The organism is Aquimarina macrocephali JAMB N27, from assembly GCF_000520995.1.
GTDB classification, from domain to species: domain Bacteria; phylum Bacteroidota; class Bacteroidia; order Flavobacteriales; family Flavobacteriaceae; genus Aquimarina; species Aquimarina macrocephali.
The window spans coordinates 226,544-249,604 of record NZ_JACA01000012.1; the positions used below are offsets into that span (position 1 = coordinate 226,544).

General features: G+C 31.6%; 19 protein-coding genes and 2 pseudogenes. 3 read left to right on the plus strand and 18 right to left on the minus strand.

All coding sequences use genetic code 11. The annotated features are described in order from the left end of the window. Positions 1-3 precede the first annotated feature (3 nt). Genes rfbA through Z054_RS30065 form a run of 7 tightly spaced genes read right to left on the minus strand, consistent with a single transcriptional unit; the run spans position 4 to position 5,864 of the window. Positions 4-867 carry a glucose-1-phosphate thymidylyltransferase RfbA gene (gene rfbA / locus Z054_RS0109360; protein ID WP_024769815.1) on the minus strand — a complete coding sequence of 288 codons (864 nt, stop codon included), beginning with the start codon at positions 865-867 and terminating at the stop codon, positions 4-6. Positions 868-904: 37 nt separating this feature from the next. Then, a complete protein-coding gene (gene rfbB, locus Z054_RS0109365; protein ID WP_024769816.1) occupies positions 905-1,927 on the minus strand; it encodes a dTDP-glucose 4,6-dehydratase in 1,023 nt (340 codons plus the stop codon). Positions 1,928-1,943: 16 nt separating this feature from the next. Then, positions 1,944-2,954 carry a mannose-1-phosphate guanylyltransferase gene (locus tag Z054_RS0109370; protein WP_035091162.1) on the minus strand — a complete coding sequence of 337 codons (1,011 nt, stop codon included), beginning with the start codon at positions 2,952-2,954 and terminating at the stop codon, positions 1,944-1,946. Between the two features lie 11 nt (positions 2,955-2,965). Beyond that, positions 2,966-3,934, minus strand: coding sequence for a type I phosphomannose isomerase catalytic subunit (locus Z054_RS0109375; protein ID WP_035091175.1), 969 nt, complete (start codon positions 3,932-3,934; stop codon positions 2,966-2,968). A gap of 3 nt (positions 3,935-3,937) precedes the next feature. After that, entirely contained in the window at positions 3,938-4,804 is an 867-nt protein-coding gene (gene rfbD / locus Z054_RS0109380; RefSeq protein WP_035091177.1) for a dTDP-4-dehydrorhamnose reductase, read from the minus strand. A 28-nt stretch (positions 4,805-4,832) separates the two neighbouring features. Beyond that, positions 4,833-5,627: a hypothetical protein gene (locus Z054_RS28170; RefSeq protein ID WP_051473713.1), complete on the minus strand. Its 795-nt coding sequence runs from the start codon at positions 5,625-5,627 to the stop codon at positions 4,833-4,835. After that, the gene (locus tag Z054_RS30065; RefSeq protein ID WP_051473714.1) at positions 5,628-5,864 is read right to left on the minus strand and encodes a hypothetical protein; all 237 of its coding nucleotides are present in this window, start codon (positions 5,862-5,864) and stop codon (positions 5,628-5,630) included. Between the two features lie 624 nt (positions 5,865-6,488). Here Z054_RS30065 and Z054_RS32430 point away from each other — a divergent pair. Then, positions 6,489-7,220: pseudogene (locus Z054_RS32430) on the plus strand (IS630 family transposase); the annotation flags it as partial. Between the two features lie 274 nt (positions 7,221-7,494). Here the strand turns inward: Z054_RS32430 and Z054_RS0109400 are convergent. Next, positions 7,495-8,295: a hypothetical protein gene (locus Z054_RS0109400; protein WP_024769821.1), complete on the minus strand. Its 801-nt coding sequence runs from the start codon at positions 8,293-8,295 to the stop codon at positions 7,495-7,497. 106 nt (positions 8,296-8,401) lie between these two features. Then, on the minus strand, positions 8,402-8,890 hold the full coding sequence (locus Z054_RS0109405) for a hypothetical protein (protein WP_152538515.1): 489 nt from the start codon (positions 8,888-8,890) through the stop codon (positions 8,402-8,404). Positions 8,891-9,078: 188 nt separating this feature from the next. Between Z054_RS0109405 and Z054_RS0109410 the strand changes: the two are divergent. Continuing rightward, a pseudogene (locus tag Z054_RS0109410) lies at positions 9,079-9,444 on the plus strand (transposase); the annotation flags it as partial. Positions 9,445-9,556: 112 nt separating this feature from the next. Here the strand turns inward: Z054_RS0109410 and Z054_RS0109415 are convergent. The 4 genes from Z054_RS0109415 to Z054_RS0109430 are packed head-to-tail and all read right to left on the minus strand — an operon-like array spanning position 9,557 to position 14,683. Then, the gene (locus Z054_RS0109415; RefSeq protein WP_024769824.1) at positions 9,557-10,549 is read right to left on the minus strand and encodes a hypothetical protein; all 993 of its coding nucleotides are present in this window, start codon (positions 10,547-10,549) and stop codon (positions 9,557-9,559) included. Positions 10,550-10,554: 5 nt separating this feature from the next. Continuing rightward, positions 10,555-12,249 (minus strand): DUF6909 family protein, encoded by a 1,695-nt coding sequence (locus Z054_RS0109420; protein WP_024769825.1) that lies wholly within the window; start codon positions 12,247-12,249, stop codon positions 10,555-10,557. 55 nt (positions 12,250-12,304) lie between these two features. Further along, entirely contained in the window at positions 12,305-13,804 is a 1,500-nt protein-coding gene (locus Z054_RS0109425; protein WP_024769826.1) for a GH3 auxin-responsive promoter family protein, read from the minus strand. Positions 13,805-13,810: 6 nt separating this feature from the next. After that, entirely contained in the window at positions 13,811-14,683 is an 873-nt protein-coding gene (locus Z054_RS0109430) for a M23 family metallopeptidase (RefSeq protein ID WP_024769827.1), read from the minus strand. Positions 14,684-15,049: 366 nt separating this feature from the next. On the opposite strand from Z054_RS0109430, the gene Z054_RS0109435 reads away from it, so the two are divergent. Next, complete coding sequence (locus tag Z054_RS0109435) at positions 15,050-15,241, plus strand: Sec-independent protein translocase subunit TatA/TatB (protein WP_024769828.1); 192 nt, start codon at positions 15,050-15,052, stop codon at positions 15,239-15,241. Positions 15,242-15,297: 56 nt separating this feature from the next. On the opposite strand, the gene Z054_RS0109440 is transcribed toward Z054_RS0109435, so the two are convergent. The 5 genes from Z054_RS0109440 to Z054_RS0109460 form a co-directional block, all read right to left on the minus strand. Then, the gene (locus tag Z054_RS0109440; RefSeq protein WP_024769829.1) at positions 15,298-15,984 is read right to left on the minus strand and encodes a DUF2306 domain-containing protein; all 687 of its coding nucleotides are present in this window, start codon (positions 15,982-15,984) and stop codon (positions 15,298-15,300) included. A 116-nt stretch (positions 15,985-16,100) separates the two neighbouring features. Next, positions 16,101-17,201 carry a helix-turn-helix domain-containing protein gene (locus tag Z054_RS0109445; protein ID WP_024769830.1) on the minus strand — a complete coding sequence of 367 codons (1,101 nt, stop codon included), beginning with the start codon at positions 17,199-17,201 and terminating at the stop codon, positions 16,101-16,103. A gap of 3 nt (positions 17,202-17,204) precedes the next feature. Continuing rightward, positions 17,205-19,331 (minus strand): Tex family protein, encoded by a 2,127-nt coding sequence (locus Z054_RS0109450; protein ID WP_024769831.1) that lies wholly within the window; start codon positions 19,329-19,331, stop codon positions 17,205-17,207. 124 nt (positions 19,332-19,455) lie between these two features. Continuing rightward, positions 19,456-21,858 carry a hypothetical protein gene (locus Z054_RS0109455; protein ID WP_152538516.1) on the minus strand — a complete coding sequence of 801 codons (2,403 nt, stop codon included), beginning with the start codon at positions 21,856-21,858 and terminating at the stop codon, positions 19,456-19,458. A gap of 202 nt (positions 21,859-22,060) precedes the next feature. Continuing rightward, the gene (locus tag Z054_RS0109460; protein WP_024769833.1) at positions 22,061-23,053 is read right to left on the minus strand and encodes a DUF4837 family protein; all 993 of its coding nucleotides are present in this window, start codon (positions 23,051-23,053) and stop codon (positions 22,061-22,063) included. Positions 23,054-23,061 lie beyond the last annotated feature (8 nt).

The window sequence follows — 23,061 nt, forward strand, 5'->3', positions numbered from 1 at the left end:
ATTTTAATCTTGTAGAATACTCATTAAATGCTTACCATATCCGCTTTTGATTAATGGCTCTGCTAATCCTTTTAATTCGTCTTGGGATATATATCCCATTTTAAAGGCTACTTCTTCAATAGCACCAATTTTTAACCCTTGACGCTCCTCAATCACCTGAACAAATTGAGACGCTTGCATTAAAGAATTGAAAGTGCCAGTATCTAACCATGCAGTTCCTCTATCCAAAATACTTACATTAAGTTTCTTTTTCTCTAAATATACTTTGTTTACATCAGTTATTTCTAACTCTCCTCTATGACTAGGTTTTATGTTTTTTGCAATATTTACTACTTCATTATCATAAAAATATATTCCTGGTACAGCATAATTTGACTTAGGTCTGCTCGGTTTTTCTTCAATAGAGATTGCTTTACCTTCTTGATCAAACTCTACCACTCCATATCGCTCTGGGTCGTGAACATGATATGCATAGATTATACCTCCTTCTGGATCATTATTGGCTTGTAAAAGTTTTTCTAAACCTGTACCATAAAAAATATTATCTCCTAAAATCAATGCTACTTTATCATTACCTATAAAATCCGCTCCTATTATAAATGCCTCTGCCAAACCATTTGGATTTTCTTGTACAGCATATTCAAATCTACAACCATATTTGGCTCCATCCCCCAATAGTTTTTCAAATAGAGGCAAATCATGTGGAGTAGAAATTATAAGAATTTCCCTTATTCCTGACCACATTAGGCTAGAAAGTGGATAATATATCATTGGCTTGTCATATACTGGCATTAGTTGTTTACTGACAGCAAGTGTTAAGGGATGCAATCTTGTTCCAGAGCCTCCGGCTAAAATTATTCCTTTCATCTATTATAATTTGTTGTTTTTCAAAGGTATGTTCATTTTATGAGATTATATTGTATTTTTTTAAATACCAGGATATTGTTTTTTCAATTCCAGTTTCAAAATTTTCATCAGCTTCCCAACCCAACTCACTTTCTATTTTAGTAGCATCTATAGCATACCGTAAATCGTGACCTGGTCTATCTTTAACATAGGTTATGAGTTTTTCATAAGGCTCTCCATTTTTTCTAGGAACTTTTATATCCAATATTTCACAAATTTTTGATGCAATCTGATTATTATTACGTTCGTTTCTACCTCCAATATTATATGTCTCGCCGCTACTTCCTTTTTTATACACCAACTCAATGCCTTTACAATGATCCAAAACATATAGCCAATCTCTAATATTTTTTCCATCACCATATATAGGGATACTATCTTCGGCTAATGCCTTTCTAATAATGGTAGGAATAAGTTTTTCATCATGTTGCTTAGGTCCATAATTATTAGAACAATTTGTTGTGATAACATTCATCCCATATGTATGAAAATAACTTCTTACTATGAAATCTGAAGAGGCTTTAGATGCGCTATATGGGCTATTGGGAGCATATGGGGTACTCTCCATAAACAATCCAGTTTTTCCTAAAGTTCCATATACTTCATCTGTAGAAATATGGTGAAAACGGCAATTTTTATATTGTTCTTTGTATTTATGCGGAGCTTCCATCCAATAATTTCTAGCTACATCAATTAATGTGAACGTTCCAAAAACATTGGTTCTTATAAATTCATCGGGGTTCGCAATAGAATTATCTACATGGGATTCTGCCGCAAAATGGATTACTCCATTAAAATCATGCTTTCTAAATAACATTTCTATTAAATTCCTGTCACAGATATCTCCCTCGACAAAAGTATAATTTTTGTATCCTTCTATCAGGCTTAAATTAGCTAAATCTCCTGCATATGTTAATTTATCTATATTAACAATTTGTATTTCAGGGTTTTCATTAAGAAAATATGGGATAAAATTAGAACCTATAAATCCAGCTCCTCCAGTAATTAAAATTGATTTCATTATCTACTAGTATTTTTTATAGAAGTCTTTCTTTAACATTACTATGTAATTCTTTAATTCTATTACCATATTGATTTGGTAATACTAAAATACAATCTTGTGTATCTACAACTGTTAGGTCCGACACCCCAATACCATATACATCTTTTTTTCCAATACTATATGAGTTCAAGTTGTCGATTCCTTTAATCTTGGATATTCCTTCTACTATATTATTTTTGTTAAAATAAGAAATCAAAGAATCGAAAGATCCTAAATCTGTCCATTGAAATTCAGATTTTACAGTTTTAATTAAGTTGCTTTTTTCAAAAACGGCATAATCAATACTTTCATCAGGAATCTTCATCATATCATCATACTTAATATAACCTGAATGATTAGAATCAAGGGCTTTTTTTGAAGCCTCAAATATATCTATTCTATATTTTTTTAATTCTGTAAGAAAAACTCCAGCTTTAAAACAAAACATTCCACTATTCCAATAAAAATTTTCTTTTTCTATAAAAGAAATGGCTGTTTTATAATCAGGTTTTTCCCTGAAACTAACCACATCTTCTCCATTGGATTCGATATACCCATAACCTGTTTCGGGGTATTCGGGTATAATTCCAAAGGTTACTAAAAATCCTTTATTTGCTAATGTTATTGCTCTCTTTATACTTTTTTTATATTCTTCTGCATCATTGACCATATGGTCAGAAGGGGTAACAAACAAGATGTCATCCTGATCAACACTCATAGCTGCCAGAGCTATTGCAGGAGCGGTGTTTCTTCCTACTGGCTCAATAATTTTATGTTTTAATGAAATGTTAAGTTCTTCTACTTGACTAACTCCTTGATTTTCTTGGTCTATATTTGTTAATAACATAAAATCATCAACAAGCGATTTATTTCTAGTAATAGTATGTTGGAATAACGACTTTTTGTCAAATATTTTTAAAAACTGTTTTGGCTTAGATTGTCTGGATAAAGGCCAAAGCCTAGTTCCAGATCCTCCACTCAACACCACATTAATTATCTTATTCATTTTATGGGGTTTTATTTAATATAAATCTCTAAAAGTTCCAGCTCTGTTCCTTTAATTTCAATCTTATCAAACATTGCAGGAATCAATATAGTTTCACCTTTACCAATACTTTCTGAATGAGTATTGCACATGATATTCCCTGTTCCTTCTAAACACATATATATTTTAAAGGAATCTATTGCATTATAAACCCTATCTAATCGCTGTTCTATTTTTAAATAATTAGTTGTGAAGTAATTGCAATCAGCAACCTCATTGGCTGTATTCTTTTTCCTGTTATAAATCAATTTAAAATCATCTTTAGTATTATAATCCAAAGCATCTAGTGCCAAATCGGTGTGTAATTCTCTAGAATTTCCAGTATCGTCTTTTCTATCCCAATCATAAACCCGATAGGTAATATCAGATGTTTGCTGAATTTCAGCGATTAATACTCCTCTACCTATTGCATGAATTTTCCCTGTCTTGATAAAATAACTATCTCCTTTTGAAATATCTTCAAAATTAAGGAGTTTTGTTATTTTTCCTTCTTCCAAATATGTTTGGTATTCTTCTTTAGAAGTATTTTTATTAAAACCAACTATTAACTTTGCATCTACATCTGCCTGGACTACGTACCACATTTCTGTTTTACCAAAAGAATCATGTCTTTTCTTAGCCAATTCATCATTTGGATGCAATTGAACAGATAAATCTTCTTTGGCATCAATAAACTTAAGTAATAAAGGGAATTGATCTCCAAATTCCTGGTATACTTTTTTACCTAATAATTCTGCTTTGTGCTCTCGAATAAGTTCATCTAATTTCTTGCCATAAAGTTCACCATTAGCAACTATAGAAATATCTTTATCTACTGTCGAAATTTCCCAACTCTCACCTACATTAGTATTAGATGTAGATTTATTCAGGATGGTTTTTAATTTATTTCCTCCCCATATTTTTTCTTTTAAAATTGGGTTAAATTTTAATGGATATAACATAATTTATTGCTTCAACACTCTTTTTAATGATTCTTTCCAGTTTATAATATTCAGATTAAAAGATGTAATACATTTTTCTTTGTTAAGAACACTATAAATAGGTCTTTGTGCAAAAGTAGGATAATTATCGGTTTTTTTAAGTATTACATTCTCAAGTTTACCTGAAAGTCTTAAAATTTCTTTTGCAAAATCATACCATGTGGCATCGCCAAGATTACTATAATGAAACAGGCCATATTCTTGATTATGGTTTGCAATCAAATCAAGAATAAAATTAGCAAGATCATTTGCGTTAGTTGGGGTTCCTGTTTCCGAAGTTATAATAGTTAGCTCCTTCTCTGTCTTAGATTTTTTTAAAATTGTTTTAAAAAAATTGTGACCAAATTCAGAATATAACCAAGAGGTTCTAATAATAAAATATTTCTCAAGGATTTGTTGAATTTGTTGTTCTCCTGCTAATTTTGATTTCCCATATTCATTTATAGGGTTGGTAATATCTTCTTCTGTATAAGGTGTTTCTTTCGCTCCATCAAAAACATAATCCGTAGATATGTGAATAAGAGTAGCATCCTGTTCTTTACAGGTTTGTGCCAAATTCTGCACTCCATCAGAGTTAACCAAAAATGCTTTCTTTGGTTCTTTTTCTGCTTGTTCTACATTAGTATATGCAGCACAATTAATCACAAAATTGAATGACTTATCCTTAAAAAAGCGTAGTACTTCTTCTTTTTTTGTAATATCTAACTCTTTAGAACTAACAAAACATAGATCTAATCCAAAATAGCTATTCTTAATTTTTTCAATACATTGACCCAATTGACCTTTAGATCCTGTTACCAAAATGCGTGTTATCTCAGATTCCTTTTTCATTAATAAATTTCCTAGTTATATATACTTCTTATTTGCTATAATTCATTAAATACTTATTTAACAAAATAAGTATTAAGGCCAAAAATAAAACAGTAATACTTACTATAGGTAGTATTACAACTTTTTTCTTTAAAAAATCATTTACCAATGCTCCTTTATTTGGGAATTCAGAGATAATGTTGATTGTATTCTTTGTATTTGCCTTTTCATTATTTAACTCAATTTTTTCGTCTTTCAGTTTTCTTGCCTGATTTAATAATTCAATTTCTGATATTTGATCTGGTTGATTTTCTGCCAAATTAATACTAGTAGTTCCATCAGGTTTTTGAGCCTCTATAATCTTTATTTTCTTATAAAATACTTGTAAATCATTGATCTCTTCCTGTTGTTTGTCTATAACAGAATCTTTAAGAGCAATATTGCGATCGTTAATTTCTTTCTGTAGCCTAAAATATTCATTATTTTCTATTGATGTCACAATTGCTTTCTGGCATCGTTTTGCTACCACTGATGATATTGCTTCTATCTCTATTTTATGAAATTTTGCGTTAATGTTATTAAAGTTTTCCAAATAATCTTCGTAGTCTACTTTTCTTTGAGATATTGAATCTAATTCACTAATAAACTGGCTGAATTGTTTTATTCGTTGTGTTTGATCAGAGAATGATTCTATACTAACCTTTTTTATATATAAAGCTTCTGTTTCGCTAATTTGTAAAGCTTCTGCTAGGGCTTTGTTTTCTTTTTGTTTAGCCAATTGATTATAAAATTCAATATTATTATATAACTGTTGGACACTATTAAAATTTGGCTCAATAATCATTTAAGACCTATATATAGGTTCAGATTTGTAATCCAAATATCCGCCAACTGCTAAGCCAAAAAATACGGCAATAATGAATTTTAAAAAATGAATTCTTATGAAATTAAGAAATAAGATGAAAAGGTGAAAAAGAGCTTTAAAGATATTTCCAATAAATTTGAAAAATCTATTAAAGACATCTCCAATAAATTTAAATAATTCCCCCAAATCAATTTCTTCTGAAGTGTTTTCTTTCATCGTCCTATGTTAATTTTATTTTAAGAGCAATATTGCTCTTAAATGATAATTCTAAATAAAATCAAATACATAATAATACAACCGATTTAAAACAATAAAACATGCCAAAAAAGGTCTTTTCGTTTTTAAAATCAATGAAATATTATTATTTTGACGATAGGGTAGGAAAAACGTCAATTACAAAATACAAATAATTGTATTTATCCTAAAAATAGATTTTAGGGAATATCTTTTATAACTAATAAAAGTGAGGTACAAATTAATTAAAAAAAAGTGAGAGTCAATCAATTTTTTTTAATTAATTTTTTGGTGATAAAACCAAATAAATTCTTTAGGACTTTTGACTCAGAATTTCTTTATAATAAAGTTCCTCGATGCAAGTATACGAGGTATTTGTCCGAATTCTAATTTTCTTGATGAAAACCCTAGGTTTTCAAACTTTCCTCTTCATACGAGGCAAGCCTCGAGGAATTAGACCTAAAAGAGATTAAATTTACATAATTCGATATTATAAATTTTGTAGAAATTAATAATTACTTCTGTAAGAAAAAAGCTATATAAAAGTCTCTAGTGTCAAGTCAAGTTTAAATAGGCGTAATTTTATATCTTTGTAAGAAATCCAAAATGAGCATTAGATATACAGTTACACTAAACAAAGAAGAACGCACAGATCTATTGAATATCATTCACAAAGGAAAGCACAACTCCCAAACTTATCGTAATGCTTATATTTTATTGAATACCGATAAGGGAGAGTTTTCAACATGGGCAACCAATATTCAGATATCTAAAATTTTAAAAGTTGGACTGCGAAGCATTGACAGATTGAAGAAACGCTTTGTAGAAGAAGGTTTTGAAGCTTGTTTGAAGCGTAAGGCTACCACCCGTATTTATGATAAAAAAGTAGATGGAGATGTAGAGGCACATTTGATTTCAATAGCCTGTAGTGAGCCACCCGAAGGGTTTTCAAAATGGTCTCTTTAAATTATATAGAAAGTATTTCTCACGAAACAGTAAGAAGTGTTTTAAAAAAACGAATTAAAACCCTGAAGAGTTAAAGGTTGGGTAATTCCTCCCAAACAGAACGCCGAATTTGTAGCCAACATGGAGAATGTTTTAGATGTTTATAAACGTCCATATTCAAAAGATTTTCCTGTAGTTTGTATGGATGAATCCCCAAAACAATTAATAGTAGAAACACGGGTTACAGACAAAATGAAAGATGGCACTAAACTGATTGACTTTGAATATTCAAGAAAGGGAGTTTGTAATATCTTCATAGCAAATGAACCGCTATCTGGCAAACGGATTGTAAAAATAACCGAAAGAAAAACAAAAAAAGATGGGGCCGTATTTAGTCTCTGGAATAAAACTCGATTATTTTGAAGATTTGAATCAGTAATCAATGGAATTTGGTTTTAAATCTATCTCCTTTTTTTGATTTTTCGATTCAATATTGGCTGTCAGGTTTGAAAAGCTGATTTTATGTTAATTTTTCATAGTTTTTGAACATAGGTGTTTCTTGTTTCATTTGCTCTGTTCTTTAATTTTTCTCATTAATTGTTTTCTTATCAAGCTAAGTAGCAACCTTGTAGGCTTTTTTCTTTTGTTTCTTTAATTCTTCCCGTTCTTATTTAAGAAGTTCCCTGCCGATTCTTTTGAGATTGTAAGCTGTAACCCCAATACTGATGTATCGTTTAAATCCATGGTAGCCTTTGTCAGGACATCGATTGAGTCCGCAGTGTTCTATGATGTTGGATTCTACAGCGCTGTGTTTGTTTTTGAGTGTTTTAAAAGCAGGAGTGGTCTCTTCTATAATCTCTTGTTTATTCCGTTTACCTTTCTTGGGCATGATTGCTTGATCTATCCTTTGGTCAAGGTAACTTTTATTGTCTTTATGGTAATACCCTTTATCGAAGCTCCAATTGGTGATTTTGTATTTTACCAGTAAATCAGTGGCTGTTTGGATTACAATTTGAGAATCTGTTTCGTTTTCCATAATCCGGTGATCGATGATAAGTCCGTACTGGTCAGTAGTGATGGAGAGTTTTTTGCCCAGTTCCACATTAGGACGGCTTTTACCTTTATTGATCCACTCGGTATAGTCTTCAAAGATGGAAAACATTTTTTGATGGTGAGGGATTTGCTGGTCTTGTAACAATCGGCGATCTACTAAATCTATGTGCTTGTCCAGTAGTCTGGTGAAACGCTCGAGTTCTAATCCTAATGTCAATGTTTGGATATCATCAGCGACCAAACTAACATGGGTATGGTGCAGTTTTTTGCTTAGAACCACGGCTTTTTCCAAGTAATCTTCTGTAGCCCTTTTCACACGTTGTTCTTTGTTTTTACCTCCACTACCACAAGCCTTTCCCAAAGCACGACAACGGTTCTTAAGTTCTCTTTTCCAATCCTTGGTTTTTCTCTCCACCTTGGTAGGCTAGGGCAGCTTTGGGTAATCTTATCTATGGTATCCAAAGCTTTACGGGCACAATCCCATAATAAATTGTAATCGGTAGGGAAATGAACATTGCTTTCTACCACATAGCTATCGCTTTTGACAGATAATGCCGCCGTCTTTTTTTTTTAAAGACCTTGCTATGACCAAATTCAACGATTATATCATTGATTTGCGTTAAGGTACCATCATCTAGTAAACGGACATTATCCACAATGCGATCATAACTAAAATCAATGAAATTATCAGAGTAGAAATCAGCATTGTTTTCTATTCCAAGAAGTTGACGTAAACCACTATGCGAACAAACCATCTCATCCAAACGGTCATAATCAATACTTAAAGCCAAACGGAACTGGGCCAATACAAAAATCTGCCACAAATTTAATCCAAAACGACCCGTAGCTTTCTTGCCCAATAGTAATTTGTTTTCCAGAATATTGAAAATACTTTCATTATACCTTGGAGTGGTGTAAATTAACAACAAGGCTTTGATCAATGCAGGGATATCATCCCGGCTTTTAACCCGAAATGGAGTTTCTTCGATAGGTTTCACTCCTAATTCCATTTGTTGTTCGAACCGTTTGCGCATCATCAATAAAATTAAAATTCAAGCAATAATATACGCGAATCTAAACCCGATAAACCCAGCAAAAGCGTTTCTAAAATAATTTTAACTTCAAAATACAGCTAACTTTCAAAATTCAAAATCATTGGAAAGTAAATAATAACAAGCATTCATATGGATTACCGCAGGCACTATTTATAAAGGAAATAGCAGACCACTATCAACAGGCAAAGAAAATAACATTAGTTATGGATAATCTCAACACTCATAAAGCAAGTTCATTTTACGAAGCATTCCTTCCAGAAAAGGCCAAACAAGTTTGGGATCGATTTGAGTCGAAGCATGGAAGTTGGTTAAACATGGCTGAAATAGAATTAAACGTGCTAAATGGGCAATGTTTAAACAGAAGAATTGATAACATCGAAACGGTAAAACAAGAAGTAGCTGCTTGGCAAGAACATAGAAATAATCTTAATGCCAAAATAAATTGGCAATTCACAACCGAAAATTCGAGAATCAAACTCAAAAGACTTTATCCGTCAATTAATAATTGACTTGACACTAGTACTTACTTTACTAATGCCATCAATATTTTAAATGAATGTACATCTCTATACCCTCTAAGGTAGATAAGTTAAATTCAAAATCCTTAATTATAAAAGTTTATTACTCCTCTTCAACAAAATTATTTACCACTGTAAACAAATATCTTAAAAAGTAGAATAAAGAAACCAGCCCTATGAGAAGTAGTGGGATTATAAATAATGCTCGATTTAACAGCTTTTTTCTTGCTGAAATAATATCGCCATAATCCACAATAGAAAGTACTTCTTTATCCAATACTAACACTTTTTCTTGTTCATTGATTGTCTCTAGCAAAAGATCTTTTTGTTTTAATAAAGATGCTATCGTTGGTGTTTCAGCTTCATTTGCTATCACAACCAATTCATTAGGGTTAGAAGAAGGGTTATTATTTAAGTTGTTTAAGTAGTTATCTATAAATTGTAACGATTTTTTGTTTCTTTCTAAACTATTTTTGTTTTGAGTAATAGTCAGATTCTTTATATCTTGATAATATTGATTTGATTTAATATATTTTAAAATTAAAGAAACAATCTTTGCGTTTTCATCATTTTTATTTTTGAACTTGAGAGTTAATCTATGGTGCTTATAGAAATTTCTAAACTCTTCTTCTTCTAGTTTATCTTCTTCATATGCTTCCATTATATCCTTAAAAAACTCTCTGTTCTCATATCGTTCTTGTAAGTTATCTAAGACATCCGTCCCCGTAATCAAAGGTTCTATAGTGATCTTATCTAGGTTCTTGATATTATCTGGATTAATACCTAATTTTTCTAAGAAAAAATCATCTTTAAAATTACGATCCAATTCGTCTATAAAATCATATATATATTTTGTGCTATTATATTTAGGTTCGATTATTATTTCCTGTATATAATTGTCTTTTTTGTCTTGATATTGATCCACAAAAAATCCTGCTGCTACTCCGACAATCAATAAAATCAAAAACAAAAGTGCTTTTTTCTTAAAGAATATAATTACAGAAATAATCAATCTTAAAAGATTTTTAAAACCCTTCTTAATCATGCCAAAAATTTGCATTAAATCTATTTCGTCATTGTAATTTTCATTACCCATAATTATTATCTTTCTTTAAATATTTGTTCTATTATTTTTTCTGTTATTAGGTATGTTGGTTTTACTCCTGTAGTTCCTAATCCTCCAGAAGCTAGTGTACTTCCAGTTTCTAAAGGGTTATCCGAAGCATAATAAGCGTATCGTACTTTTACTTTTGAACTGATACTACTTCTAAGTTTTGAAGCAGATTGTATGGCCTTTTGGTAATGTGCTCCTTCCATTTCTAATCCAATTACATTCCAGGTAGAATCATGAAAAAACTTTAAGATATCTCTATTTTGCAAAGACGTTCCTAAAACTGTAATCATTGCTCCATCATAGATATCAATGCCATGGCCTTCTAGTTCTTTCTTTTTTAACTGGTTTTTAAACGGATAATTATCTGCTGTTCCTTCAAAGACATGAGCAGATGGTATCATTATATCCCCTTTTCCTCCTTCAAGAATACCTGCTTTACCCATAATAGAAATAGATTTAACATCTATATGTGTTTTGTTTCCTTGAGAAGTAATATATGGCTTTAATAGCTCATCCATAGTTTCGTATGCCTGCTCACCAAACGCATAATCCATAACAATGATCACTGGCTTTTTATCATCTTCGATATCAGCAATCAGATTTTTATATTCACCATCAGCATAATGAGCAGTATCAAATATCTGAATATTAATATTTGCACCACTATGATCTTCTAGGTAAGTCATTCCTTTTTGCAAGGCTAACTTTCGCACTTTTGCTCTTAATTTATCATTTTTATTGTCGCTTAATGATTCATAAACATCAAAAGTGCTTTTATCTTTTAATTCTGTTTTTAATGCTATTGGAGCATATAAAGCATTCATTACACTATGCATATTAGCACTGATAATATGGATTGGGCGGTGTAATAAATTTAGTTCTTCTAGTTTATTTTTAATTGTATTTGCCCAAATCTCTCCATGAATATGATGACCTAGTCTTTCTCTTAAAACCGGACTAAAAGTTACGATTCTCTTTTCATCTTCAATTGATTCTTCTATGGCCAATTTACCTAGCCAATAAATAATATCTAAAAACCGTTCTTTGTTTTCTGGACAAGAAAAATTACCATATACAGAAGAAACCTCCTCGAAGGTTCTTCCTAAAATATTAGCTGTATGGGTCAAAGCCACTTCTCTTTCGGCCTTGGTCAAATCTTTTTTAGAAGTTACAGCTTTTTCTAATTTCTGCCAATCTCTGGTAACATTACCCTGCTCATTAATCACCACTCGATTCATGATCTTATGCGATTCTATAAACAAAAATGTAAGGTGTGTAAGGATATCATAAATTTCTGAACGCCCTCGGGTGATCTCGATATTCATTTGCTCTTCATCTATACGATAACAGTTCCTGCGTCTTTTGGGAGGTACTATGGCTTTAAAATGAGAATTTTTATACCCTTCATCACTGGTTAAGTTAATATATCTACACTCTTCAATACCAAATGGTAAACGATCAATAACATAGAGTAATCCATTAAGCTCTACTTTTTCTTCTGCGACAGAACCATAAATTTCTGGACGAAGTGTTAATAGTGCTTCTCTAAGTGTATCCCCAGAAACACCCATAGGTTTATAAAAACCTCTATTAAAAAGATGACGCATAGTTATGTACATGCGTTCAATTGCGCTAGAGCTTTCCTGAGCTCTCGTTCTTCCTTGTAATATAAGATTTGCCATAAATTTTTCCTAGCAAATATAAGTATACTAACCGAACATTAAAATTCAATTAGGACTATTTGTCTATTATAGTAGTGAGTTTGTCTACAATATTTCTATCATTAGAAAGTCTTGGAAGTTTATTTTGACCTCCTAGTTTACCCACAGATTTCATATAATCTTTAAATCCATCTTTTGGAACAGGAGTTATTTTTAATGTTCTCAATATATTCCCTTCGATCAAATCATCATAATAAGAGTTCTGTTTTCTCAATGAGCTCTCAATTTCTAAAGTTAATTTTCTTATATCCTCTGGAGTTTCTCGAAATTCTATAAACCATTCGTGATATGGTAGTTCGCCCTGATTTGGATTAACCTGTGGCGCTACTGTAAAATCATTAATCATTATCCCGGTAGCTTCTATACCATCTTTAATTGCTTGATCCACTTCTTTACCAATCACATGTTCTCCGAATGCTGAAATAAAATGCTTTATTCTACCAGAAACAACTACTTTATATGGTGATGTATTTGTAAATTGTACTGTATCTCCAATATTATATGCCCATAATCCAGCATTAGTAGAAACAAGCATTACATAATTTACTCCTATTTCAACCTCACCAATAGTTAATCTCCTTGGGTTTTCTTCAAAAAATTCATCTGCCTTTACAAACTCATAAAACATCCCCGAATCCAGTTGCAATAGCATTCCTTTTTCATTCTGACTGTCCTGAAACGCAAAAAACCCTTCTGAAGCCGGATACAATTCGATACCTGCTACTTTTCTGCCAATTAATTTTTCGAATGTAGCTTTATAGGGTTCAAAATTTACACCACCGTATATAAAAAGCTCGAAACCTTTAAAAAGTTCTCCTATGGTTTTGTTTGCCTTTTGCTGCAGTTTTTCAAAATACATTTGTACCCATGGTGGAATACCGCTTATCACTGTCATATTTTGATGTACCGTTTCTTCAACAATGGCATCAACTTTTTGTTCCCAATCTTCAATACAATTAGTTTCCCAGCTAGGCATTCTGTTCTTTTGAAGATATTTTGGTACATAATGTGCTACTATTCCCGAAAGTCTTCCTAGTAATATTCCATTCTTTTCACTCATCTCTGGACTCCCCTGAAGGAATATCATCTTGCCATCAACAAAATCAGTTTTTCCTGTTTCTTCAATATAGCACAAAATCGCATTACGAGCTGCTCTAACATGAGTAGGCATAGAGTCTTTGGTAAGAGGAATATATTTTGCACCACTTGTAGTTCCTGATGTCTTAGCAAAATATAATGGTTTTCCTGGCCAAAGTACATCGTTCTCACCAGCTACAACACGATTTACATATGATTTTAATTCTTCATAATCTCGTATTGGGACATTTTGAGTAAAATCTGAATATGTTTTTATCTGCTGAAAATTATGATCTTTACCAAAGGCCGTGTTTTCTGCTTTTTCTATAAGCCTTGCAAAAACTTGTTCTTGAGTTTTTATTGGGTTTGATGCCCATTTATTAATTTTTTTGCGAATTCGCCTAGCAAATACTTTAGCTCCTAATGTTTTTAAGGACATAGATAATTATTGTTCAAAATCAATAAAGTTAGAAGGATCTGTTGGGTATCCATCTCGCCATAATTCAAAATGTAAATGAGGCCCGGTAGATAATTCTCCTGTCGAACCTGCTGTAGCAATTACTTCTCCGGCCTTAACCTGTTCTCCTTGTTGCTTGGTTAGAGAAGCATTATGTTTATATACTGTAAGTAAATTATTGCTATGCTTAAGTATAATTACATGACCAGTCTCTGCAGTCCATTCAGAAAAAATTACAGTTCCAGAAGATGCTGCTTTTACCGGAGTATCTTTGGGGACTGCTACATCTATACCATAATGTTTTTCATTCATGTTATAGTTAGAAGTGATATTACCTTTTACTGGAGGAAATAATGAAAAATCAGAGCTTGATTTTTCACTTTCGAATAGGCTATATTTATCTTCCTTAGATACTTCTTCACGAAGTTGTATATCTTGTTCTGAAGGTTTAAGATCCACCTCTTCAGGGTTTAACTTTTGGGATTGTATTGCAGAATCAATATCAAATTCTACAGTTTTTACATCTCCTGTAAGTACTTTTCTGATTGATTTATAATATTCCTGATTAATATTAATTACCGACTCCAGAGAATCTGTAGTAGCTACTAATCTGGTAGCTCTTAAATTGAGTGATGTAGAAGAATATCCTGGAATATATTCTCTAAGCGGGGTAAATGCAATCAAAAAGGTAGTTCCTGCTACCAAGACAATTGAGGTAATCGTAACCATTACAAAAACATTAAGCCTGTTTAATTTAAATGATATTCGTTCCTCAAAAGTATCCTCATTAAGGATAACCAAGCGGTACTTATTAAGCAGCTTCTTGGTGATTTTTTTTTGTTCTTTGTTCTTTTTTGCCATAGATTACATCTTCAATAAAGAATGTTATCAAATCGGTATCATTAATCGCAAATATACATAATGAACTCATCTTGGGTTTACCTTTTACCTGCGAAATTTACATTTTACCTTTTAATTTTGTCTTTTTATCAAATTACTTCATTGTTATTATATTCAAAAACGGTTTGTTCATCAAAGAAAATCAAACGTGTGAAGTGCAAATATAAATCAGAGAAAAATTCAACTTATCCATATTAAAACACAACGGTTTTGATATGTAAATCGTCTATCGGTTTTGATAAAATTGATATAAAAATCCGTTTTTTAACAGCTAAAAACATATATTTAATCATTTCTTGCTAACTTTGTAATCTAATAGTTAAGATCATGATATTATCTAGTATATTTTTAGGAATGATTGGCCCATGGCAAATTGCTCTAATTGTAGCAATTGTGTTGCTTTTGTTTGGTGGAAAGAAAATCCCCGAGCTAATGAGAGGCCTTGGTAGTGGTATAAAAGAATTTAAGGATGCCTCAAAAGAAGAAGAAGAAGATCCTAAGATTGATGAGAAAAAATAATTTTTGTATTTAAATATATAAAAAACCCAGTTCCTAGGAACTGGGTTTTTTGCTATTTACTTATTGCTTGTTATTTCATTTATAACTGTCTTTTTTATTATTAATTCTGCAAGGACTAGGTTTAGAATCCATGAGATCCATGAATCAACCCTGTATGCTTCTATAAATTTCATATCAAGTACAAATAGAAGTATTGGCATCCACAATCTAAATGTAACTCCAACAAAGGTTACTGCATAACTTCGAATCATCCATCTTTGATGTTTTTTGATATTTCTTTTTCGAATTGATATATACGCTATTATCGTTGTAATCAACCAAGCAATACTCATCCCACTAAAACCAAGTTTAGCAATTATTCCACCCGTGGCATAAACAGCAATATAAAAACCTGTAATACCACTCACAAGTACTAGGATAACATAAATTTTACCTATAGTCCTATGTAACCCTATATTTTTGACTCTAAACTTCTTTATAAATAAGGACCATCCAATGATAAGTGCAACTCCTCCTAAAAAAATATGCATATAAAATGCAAAATTCCAAATGACACTCGAAAGCAATTCTTCACTTTTGTGTCCTAGTAAACCCGTATTAGTATCAACAGCTAAAAAAGTTAAAGGATATAATCCTATAGAAATGGCAAGAATTGCGAATACAACCCAGACTACTTTTTTATACCTAATTTGTCTTATACTATTTATCAAAGCCTGGGTAGTAATTATTCCTTTTAACCTCATGAGTATCTCTTTTAATAATTGATTGATATTAATACAAACATAGGCGTACCAAAGGACGTAAACGCCTCAACTTGCAATCTGGGACTTACTTAGCATCATATTACTAAAAGAAAAATTTATTTTATAGCTGATTTGGCATATTGAGAAGGAGTTTTGCCTGTCCGTTTTTTGAAATATCGATTAAAAGATGATTTAGAATTAAAGCCGCAGTCATACGCCAAAGCCAACAAAGTAAATTGTTGATTATTATTTATCTTAACTAACCTCTTGAATTCTTCAACCCTAAAAGTATTAACAAAATCGTAAAAATTCTTTCGTTCTTTTTCATTAATTGTTTGAGATAAATAGTTAGGATGAACATCAAGTTTAGATGCAAGATCATTTAAAGAGAGTGTACTATCCTTATACAATCCCTCTTCGATCATTAATTTCATTAAATTTTTATACAAATCTTCAGCTAATTTATCTGTTAATCCAGATTTTGCATACTTTTCTTTTTTGGTTTTTGTTTCAGAAGATTTCATATTAACCTCATCCAAAACTAGTGTTTTACTATTGAAAACGACTCTTTGTTGTACTCCAAAAAAACCAATTAAAATCACAAAAACCGAAACTCCGATAAAAATATAAGTATCATTATTTGTTAATATTACGACACTCCAAATCCCTCCAAGACCATAAGTTAAGAACTGTAACCATTTTAAATTAATTTCTTCAATATCGGAGAATTGATCACGAATATTTTTTCTGTGCTTAATTAATAATATATTCGACCAAAACACATAGGCTATTCCTGATATAAAAATTAATGCTAGTCCAAAAATTCTAAATGTTTCATATTCTTCACCTCGATTTCCAAACACTTCTATTTTTTGTGCACCAGAAAGTAAAAAAAAGTTAGTAAGATAGGTATATCCAAAAATAGCTGGTAACAAATGTAATGCTGCCATCCAGTTATTTTTTGGAAATTGATTTGTAACCGAAGAAACATAGAAATATAGAAAAACGCCATGAAATAGTGGTAAAGGAGTTTCTATCGCTAATAGATGAGGCCAATTATAAATCTGCCCTGTATGATCAATGTAAAATAAAAAAAGGTGTACTGCCATCAAAAGCATCCATATAAAAAGAAAGATGTCTGATTTTGATTTGCTCCTTTTATTAAGAAGTAATGCAGAGATAAATAAAGCTATACTTATACCACCAAAATATATCATTTTTTAATCCACAAGTGATAATTGAATTCTCTTTCTGCTTATATCTACTTCTATTACGGTAACCATCAAGTGTTGTTGTAATTGTACCACGGCATTGACATCACTAATAAATTCGTTTGCCAGTTTTGAGATATGAATTAATCCACTTTCTTTAATCCCTATATCGACAAAACATCCAAAATTTGTAATGTTATTTACAATTCCCGGTAGTTTCATTCCTGTTTTTATGTCTTCTATGGTTTTTACATTAGGATCAAATTCAAAGACTGTCACTTTTTTTCTAGGGTCCACACCCGGTTTTTCTAATTCTCTAACAATATCGGTTAATGTAGGAAGTCCTACCTCATCGGTAATATAGTTTTGTAGTTTGATTTTTGTAATAGCCTCTCTATTTCCTATTAATTCACTTATAGGAACTCCCGCATCTTTTGCCATTTTCGAAACTAATTTATATCGCTCTGGGTGCACTGCAGAATTATCAAGTGGATTTTTAGGGCTGGTAATTCGTAAAAAAGCTGCTGCTTGTTCATAAGCTTTTCCTCCTAGTCTAGGTACTTTTTTGAGTTCCTCACGTGATTGTATTGCTCCATTTTCTGATCGATACGTTACAATATTTTCTGCAAGCTTTTCACCAATACCCGAAACATAGCTTAGTAGCGGGACACTAGCGGTATTTACATTAATACCCACACCGTTTACACAACTCATTACTACGGTATCCAATTCATTTTTGAGCTTAGATTGATCCACATCATGTTGATACTGCCCCACTCCAATAGCCTTTGGGTCGATTTTTACTAATTCTGCCAAAGGATCGGCTAGCCGTCTTCCGATAGATACTGCACCACGTACAGTTACATCATAAGTTGGAAACTCGGCTCTGGCAATTTTGGATGCCGAGTATACCGAAGCTCCGCTTTCATTTACCATAAATACCTGGATTGGTTTCTCAAATGGTATTTTTTTAATAAAAGCTTCTGTTTCTCTGGCAGCGGTTCCGTTTCCTATTGCAATAGCTTCAATCTTATATGCATTTACCAGAGATCTGATTTTTTTGATTGCTCCTGTTACTTCTCGTTGTGGAGGATGGGGATAAATATTCTCGTTATGTAGTAAATCACCTTGATTGTCAAGACAAACCAGTTTACAACCTGATTTAAAACCCGGGTCCAAAGCCAATATCTTCTTTTGCCCAAGTGGCGAAGCCAACAGTAATTGTTTTAAGTTTTGTGCAAAAACCTTTATAGCATTATCATCAGCTTTTTCTTTAGATTGATTGAGTACCTCTGTAGAAATTGCCGGTGTTAATAATCGTTTATAAGCATCAGAACTAGCCAAAAACATATGGTCTGTACAAGCTTCGACATTAGTTTTGATCATCACATCGTCTATAATATCTAATGCATCGCCTTCTGGCACCGTAATTTTTACTCTTACTATTTTTTCATTTTCGGCTCTTAAAATTGCTAGTAAGCGATGTGAAGGACATTTATGAAGTGGTTCTTCCCAATCAAAATATTGTAAGTATTTCTGAGCAGCTACATCATCCTTTTTTGTCTTAATTACTGTAGAAGCTATTGTAGCTTTGCGTTGATATAATCTTCTCAGCCTATTTCTTATTTTTTCATCTTCATTAATCCATTCTGCTATAATATCTCTTGCTCCTTGCAATGCTAACTCTTCACTAGTAATAGTATCGTTTAGGTACTGCGACGCGACAAAAAGAATTTCTTCTTCTCTTTGCTGCATAATGATCTTAGCCAAGGGTTCTAATCCTTGTTCTTTGGCAACAGAAGCTTTAGTTTTTCTTTTTTTCTTATACGGTAAATACAGATCTTCTACTTGTGTAAGTGTATCTGCAGATAGAATTTTTTTCTCTAATTCTGGTGTTAATGCTTCTTGCTCCTTGATCGTGGCTAATACACTTTCTTTTCTTTTTTGAAGAGCTTCAAAGGCAGCTTTAAACTTTACTATTTCGCCAACAGCCACCTCATCAAGGTCTCCAGTCATCTCTTTACGATATCTAGAGATAAACGGAATCGTAGCCCCATCATCTAGTAAGGAAATAGTTTTAGCAATTTGTTTTTCTGAAACAGGAATCTGCTTTGCTATAAAAGAAACGATACTCATAAAATCAAGTTTTAGAATCGCTAAATATAATGCCAAAAATGGCGGATTATTTTATGCGGAAGAGAAAGTTTTCTACAATTTTTTAGAAAATTGCTTTTATACATACAAGACGTATCACAAAATTCTAATTCAGATGTATTGTTTGAATCTTGGAGATCAAACTTCCATCACTTCCCATTCCTTCAATAAAAAGTGTAATATTCTCTAAGTTGGTATTCTTAATCTTAAACGTTCCTAAGCCGTCCTTATTAAAATCAACCCAAGGTTGCCAATGAATCAAACCATAGTCTATAAATCCCAAATCAAGATAGTTTGAATATCCTGGATTATAAAACTCTTTAACAGGTTCAAATCCTTTTTCCATTGTGTATCCTACAGAATTTTCATCAATGTCAATTTTTGATCCTAAAGGAACTTTTCTAGTATATATCCTTATAGATGCCCCTGCGCCCCCTCGGGCACCCAAACCATAACTTATTTTATCAATATAAATTCTATCTACTTCATTAGTTCGTAATACTGTTAACATACTTTTATCGCCTCTTAACTCAACATTATCCACAAATACAGGAACCTGAGTTGGAAAATTTATAGAACTTGGTGCACGGCTGTAAATAACTACATCTGAAGTAGCTGGTCTCTGATCGCGTATAAAAAAGCTTCCAACAGACTTAATATAGTCTAATATCACTGGAAAATCCCTTGCCATCCTAGGAGTGATTTTTTTAGAATTATTTTTAATGTATTTAAGTATTGGTACTTTACTTGTGTTTTCTGATTCTTCTTTACTTTTTGCCTTCAACAAAACTTCATCTAAAACCTCAACATTATCGGCAATAAACCCTTTAGGAATCTTTATGTTCTTGTTTATATTTTTGCTTTCTATATTATTTTGTTGTGAAATAACAATATCATTAAGTGGCTTTTTATGCTGATCTAATAGTATTTGTAAATATAATCTTGGCTCTACAAAAATATCATCAGAGGTTACCCCAGAAAGCTTAATTTCTTCCCCTTTTTCAGGAAAGAAATTAGGTAATTCAAAAGAATTTGTATTATCAACATCAATAAAATTACCTTTTTGATATGTAGTTGGATGCATATATAATTTATATATATCATCTTTGTTCTTACCTTGTATTTTTCCTTTTAGTATATACCCCTGATTAAATTCATACAACATGTTAGGCTTATTATTAAAGATGGTATTCCAACTATACTTACTCCAACCTTGAGTAATTAATAATAAATCAAGATCATATCTTTTTTTTCTGTCTATATCAGTAAAATAATATATTTCATTCTCTATAAAACCTTTTAAGTAAGGTCGTAATACCATTGCCGAATAAATATTATCGTTTGGATTATATGATTTTGTGCCTTCAGGTAATACAGAAATACTTAGATCATATCTAACTCCTTTTTTTGTAGGCACCTTGATATTTATTAATAAAGAATCTTTTATAGTCTTCTTGCTAGAAGCACTAATGTCCTCAACAGTTTTATCAAAAGAATTAAACAATAATCTTTCTGCAATAGGGGTTTTCTCTTTAAATACGGTTAGTGTATTTATTCCTGGATAAAACACGTCTTTTTTTAATGAAATCCTCCTCTTTACTTCGTTAGGTAAAAAATGCAAAGGGATTTTCTTAGATAAGTGATTTTGTTTAACTAATAAATAATAATGATCACTGGCTAAATCCTCTAATGTTCTTGTATTGGTATTAAATTCTACCAACGTATGATCTGTTGCCATATTGTCAACTCTTATAGCTATTCCTTTATCATATGTTTGAGGAAATGGTATTTGTATTTTCTCGCCATTATTGAGTTCTACAATTGCTTTATATTTTTTATCTAATCTTGGACGTATATTAAATTTGCCCATCCCAAATTTATTTGAACCAAATGAAATGATTTTATTTCCCTTATCATCAAAAACATAACCATTTTCAAAATGCACTCCATAACCTCTACTATTAATCAGTTTAAAACCAACGCTATTATCTGTGTCTGAGACTAGATAACCACCTTCAGGAAGTAATTGAAAATCATATCTTAACTTTTCTGTTAAAACTTCTTCAGGATTGGGTTCTTTTATGATCTCTATTTTCTTGGTATAGGATTCGTCTTCTATAAAATTATTCATCCAGTTCGTTGATACTCTCATATAGTAATTACCATTATTCCAAGTAGAATCAATTTTTATATTACCTCTAAAATTACCTCTGGAACCAAAAAACAAACCATTATATAGTTCCTTTCCTTCCTGATTGAATAATTGAACATTAAAATTTGTTGAACCAAAAGATGGAAGATTATTTTGTCGATCATAAGCATAGCCTTTAAACCATACTTCTTCTCCATTAACATAAGTGCTTTTGTCCAAATGCAAGTATAATGTTTCTCTAGGTATACTGAAGTAATCATTATTAGCTTGTTGTGCAGAGCGTGATAAACTATTATTCTGAGCATTTAATCCTATAGAAAGGAAGAACAATAGTAGTGTTGTAAAAAAGTGATTCATAAGCCCCTATTTATATTTTATTTCTCTAGTATATGAAATCCTTAAAACTCATATTAATTAACTGCTAAGGTTTTAACTAGATTTTTAGTTAAAAATGTCCTTTCAGAATTAAAAAACTAATAGTAATAAGGTTAAACTGTTTTTATAACTAGTTGTCAATTAAAAAACAGTAGATATTAAATTTCTGTAATGTCTATAAGACTTAATCGAATTTTACCGTTTTTATAATTGCTTCAAGTTCAAATATATTATCTCTTTTACTTACCGAAGGAGCAAATACAAAGCCTTCTAATACCATTAATCTATTATTAGCAATGTCTTCTATAACATAATTAACAAATGGGCCCGACATAAAACGATCTTTGATCTCCCAGATTCCTTTGGTCTCGAAAGTAAATCTATTGTCTAACTCAATTTCATAAAGATAAGGTGCATAAGCCTCTTCGGTAATGAAATGACCAACTTCTGGGGTAGGAATTTTCACTGTTCCCATAGAATCTCTCATTTTTATGATACTAGAAACTGTATTAGAATCTTTGGTAACCGTTCCTAGTGGTAATTCATAGATCATAAGATTCATACTACCATGCTTAATATTTTTACGAATCCAGAAAAACTCATTTTCTTCAATAGCGATACGATATGCTGAAGGGATGTTTAAAGTGATTCCCATTTTTTCTTGTAACTGTGGAATCCTCTCTAAGGACTTTTTAATAATCGCTTGTTTTTCCTTAATTTCGATAGATTTATATTTCGAAATGATCTTTTCATGATTCTCTCGAATCAAAGTAGCAATATCTTCGTTTGTGGCTCCAGAGATTACTACGCCAATTTGAGGGTTAGAAAATTTGTTTTTTAACAACCCATATTTGTTTTCTCCTTCATTTTGTTTTTCAATCCAAAGAAAAATACGACTCTGTTTTGCGAGGCCGGTAAACGTTTCCTTTGGCATTTGTCGCAATGTAAACAAAGGTTCTTCTTGGGGTAGACCTGGTACTTCGGCTCCAAAATATTTTCTAATGGTATCACCAACATTACTGTTCCATAGTTCATTATCTACAACTACAGAAAGATGATTTATTCTTCCATTAGAGTGTGCCATAGATTCCTGGCTCTTCTGGTTTTCATCTTTTTTAACCTCTGTACAGCTAACGATACAAAGCATGCAAATAATTGCGAGGGATAATTTTCTCATAAGGTAGA

Excerpts from the sequence above, each read along its gene's own strand:
- Z054_RS0109420 (WP_024769825.1), bottom strand. The coding sequence starts at position 12,249 with ATGGCAAATCTTATATTACAAGGAAGAACGAGAGCTCAGGAAAGCTCT.
- Z054_RS0109450 (WP_024769831.1), bottom strand. The coding sequence starts at position 19,331 with ATGAGTATCGTTTCTTTTATAGCAAAGCAGATTCCTGTTTCAGAAAAA.
- Z054_RS0109430 (WP_024769827.1), bottom strand. The coding sequence starts at position 14,683 with ATGGCAAAAAAGAACAAAGAACAAAAAAAAATCACCAAGAAGCTGCTT.
- Z054_RS0109460 (WP_024769833.1), bottom strand. The coding sequence starts at position 23,053 with ATGAGAAAATTATCCCTCGCAATTATTTGCATGCTTTGTATCGTTAGC.
- Z054_RS28170 (WP_051473713.1), bottom strand. The coding sequence starts at position 5,627 with ATGATTATTGAGCCAAATTTTAATAGTGTCCAACAGTTATATAATAAT.
- Z054_RS0109375 (WP_035091175.1), bottom strand. The coding sequence starts at position 3,934 with ATGTTATATCCATTAAAATTTAACCCAATTTTAAAAGAAAAAATATGG.
- rfbB (WP_024769816.1), bottom strand. The coding sequence starts at position 1,927 with ATGAAATCAATTTTAATTACTGGAGGAGCTGGATTTATAGGTTCTAAT.
- rfbD (WP_035091177.1), bottom strand. The coding sequence starts at position 4,804 with ATGAAAAAGGAATCTGAGATAACACGCATTTTGGTAACAGGATCTAAA.
- Z054_RS30065 (WP_051473714.1), bottom strand. The coding sequence starts at position 5,864 with ATGAAAGAAAACACTTCAGAAGAAATTGATTTGGGGGAATTATTTAAA.
- Z054_RS0109425 (WP_024769826.1), bottom strand. The coding sequence starts at position 13,804 with ATGTCCTTAAAAACATTAGGAGCTAAAGTATTTGCTAGGCGAATTCGC.
- Z054_RS0109370 (WP_035091162.1), bottom strand. The coding sequence starts at position 2,954 with ATGAATAAGATAATTAATGTGGTGTTGAGTGGAGGATCTGGAACTAGG.
- Z054_RS0109415 (WP_024769824.1), bottom strand. The coding sequence starts at position 10,549 with ATGGGTAATGAAAATTACAATGACGAAATAGATTTAATGCAAATTTTT.
- Z054_RS0109440 (WP_024769829.1), bottom strand. The coding sequence starts at position 15,984 with ATGAGGTTAAAAGGAATAATTACTACCCAGGCTTTGATAAATAGTATA.
- Z054_RS0109435 (WP_024769828.1), top strand. The coding sequence starts at position 15,050 with ATGATATTATCTAGTATATTTTTAGGAATGATTGGCCCATGGCAAATT.
- Z054_RS0109405 (WP_152538515.1), bottom strand. The coding sequence starts at position 8,890 with ATGGAATTAGGAGTGAAACCTATCGAAGAAACTCCATTTCGGGTTAAA.
- rfbA (WP_024769815.1), bottom strand. The coding sequence starts at position 867 with ATGAAAGGAATAATTTTAGCCGGAGGCTCTGGAACAAGATTGCATCCC.
- Z054_RS0109455 (WP_152538516.1), bottom strand. The coding sequence starts at position 21,858 with ATGAATCACTTTTTTACAACACTACTATTGTTCTTCCTTTCTATAGGA.
- Z054_RS0109445 (WP_024769830.1), bottom strand. The coding sequence starts at position 17,201 with ATGATATATTTTGGTGGTATAAGTATAGCTTTATTTATCTCTGCATTA.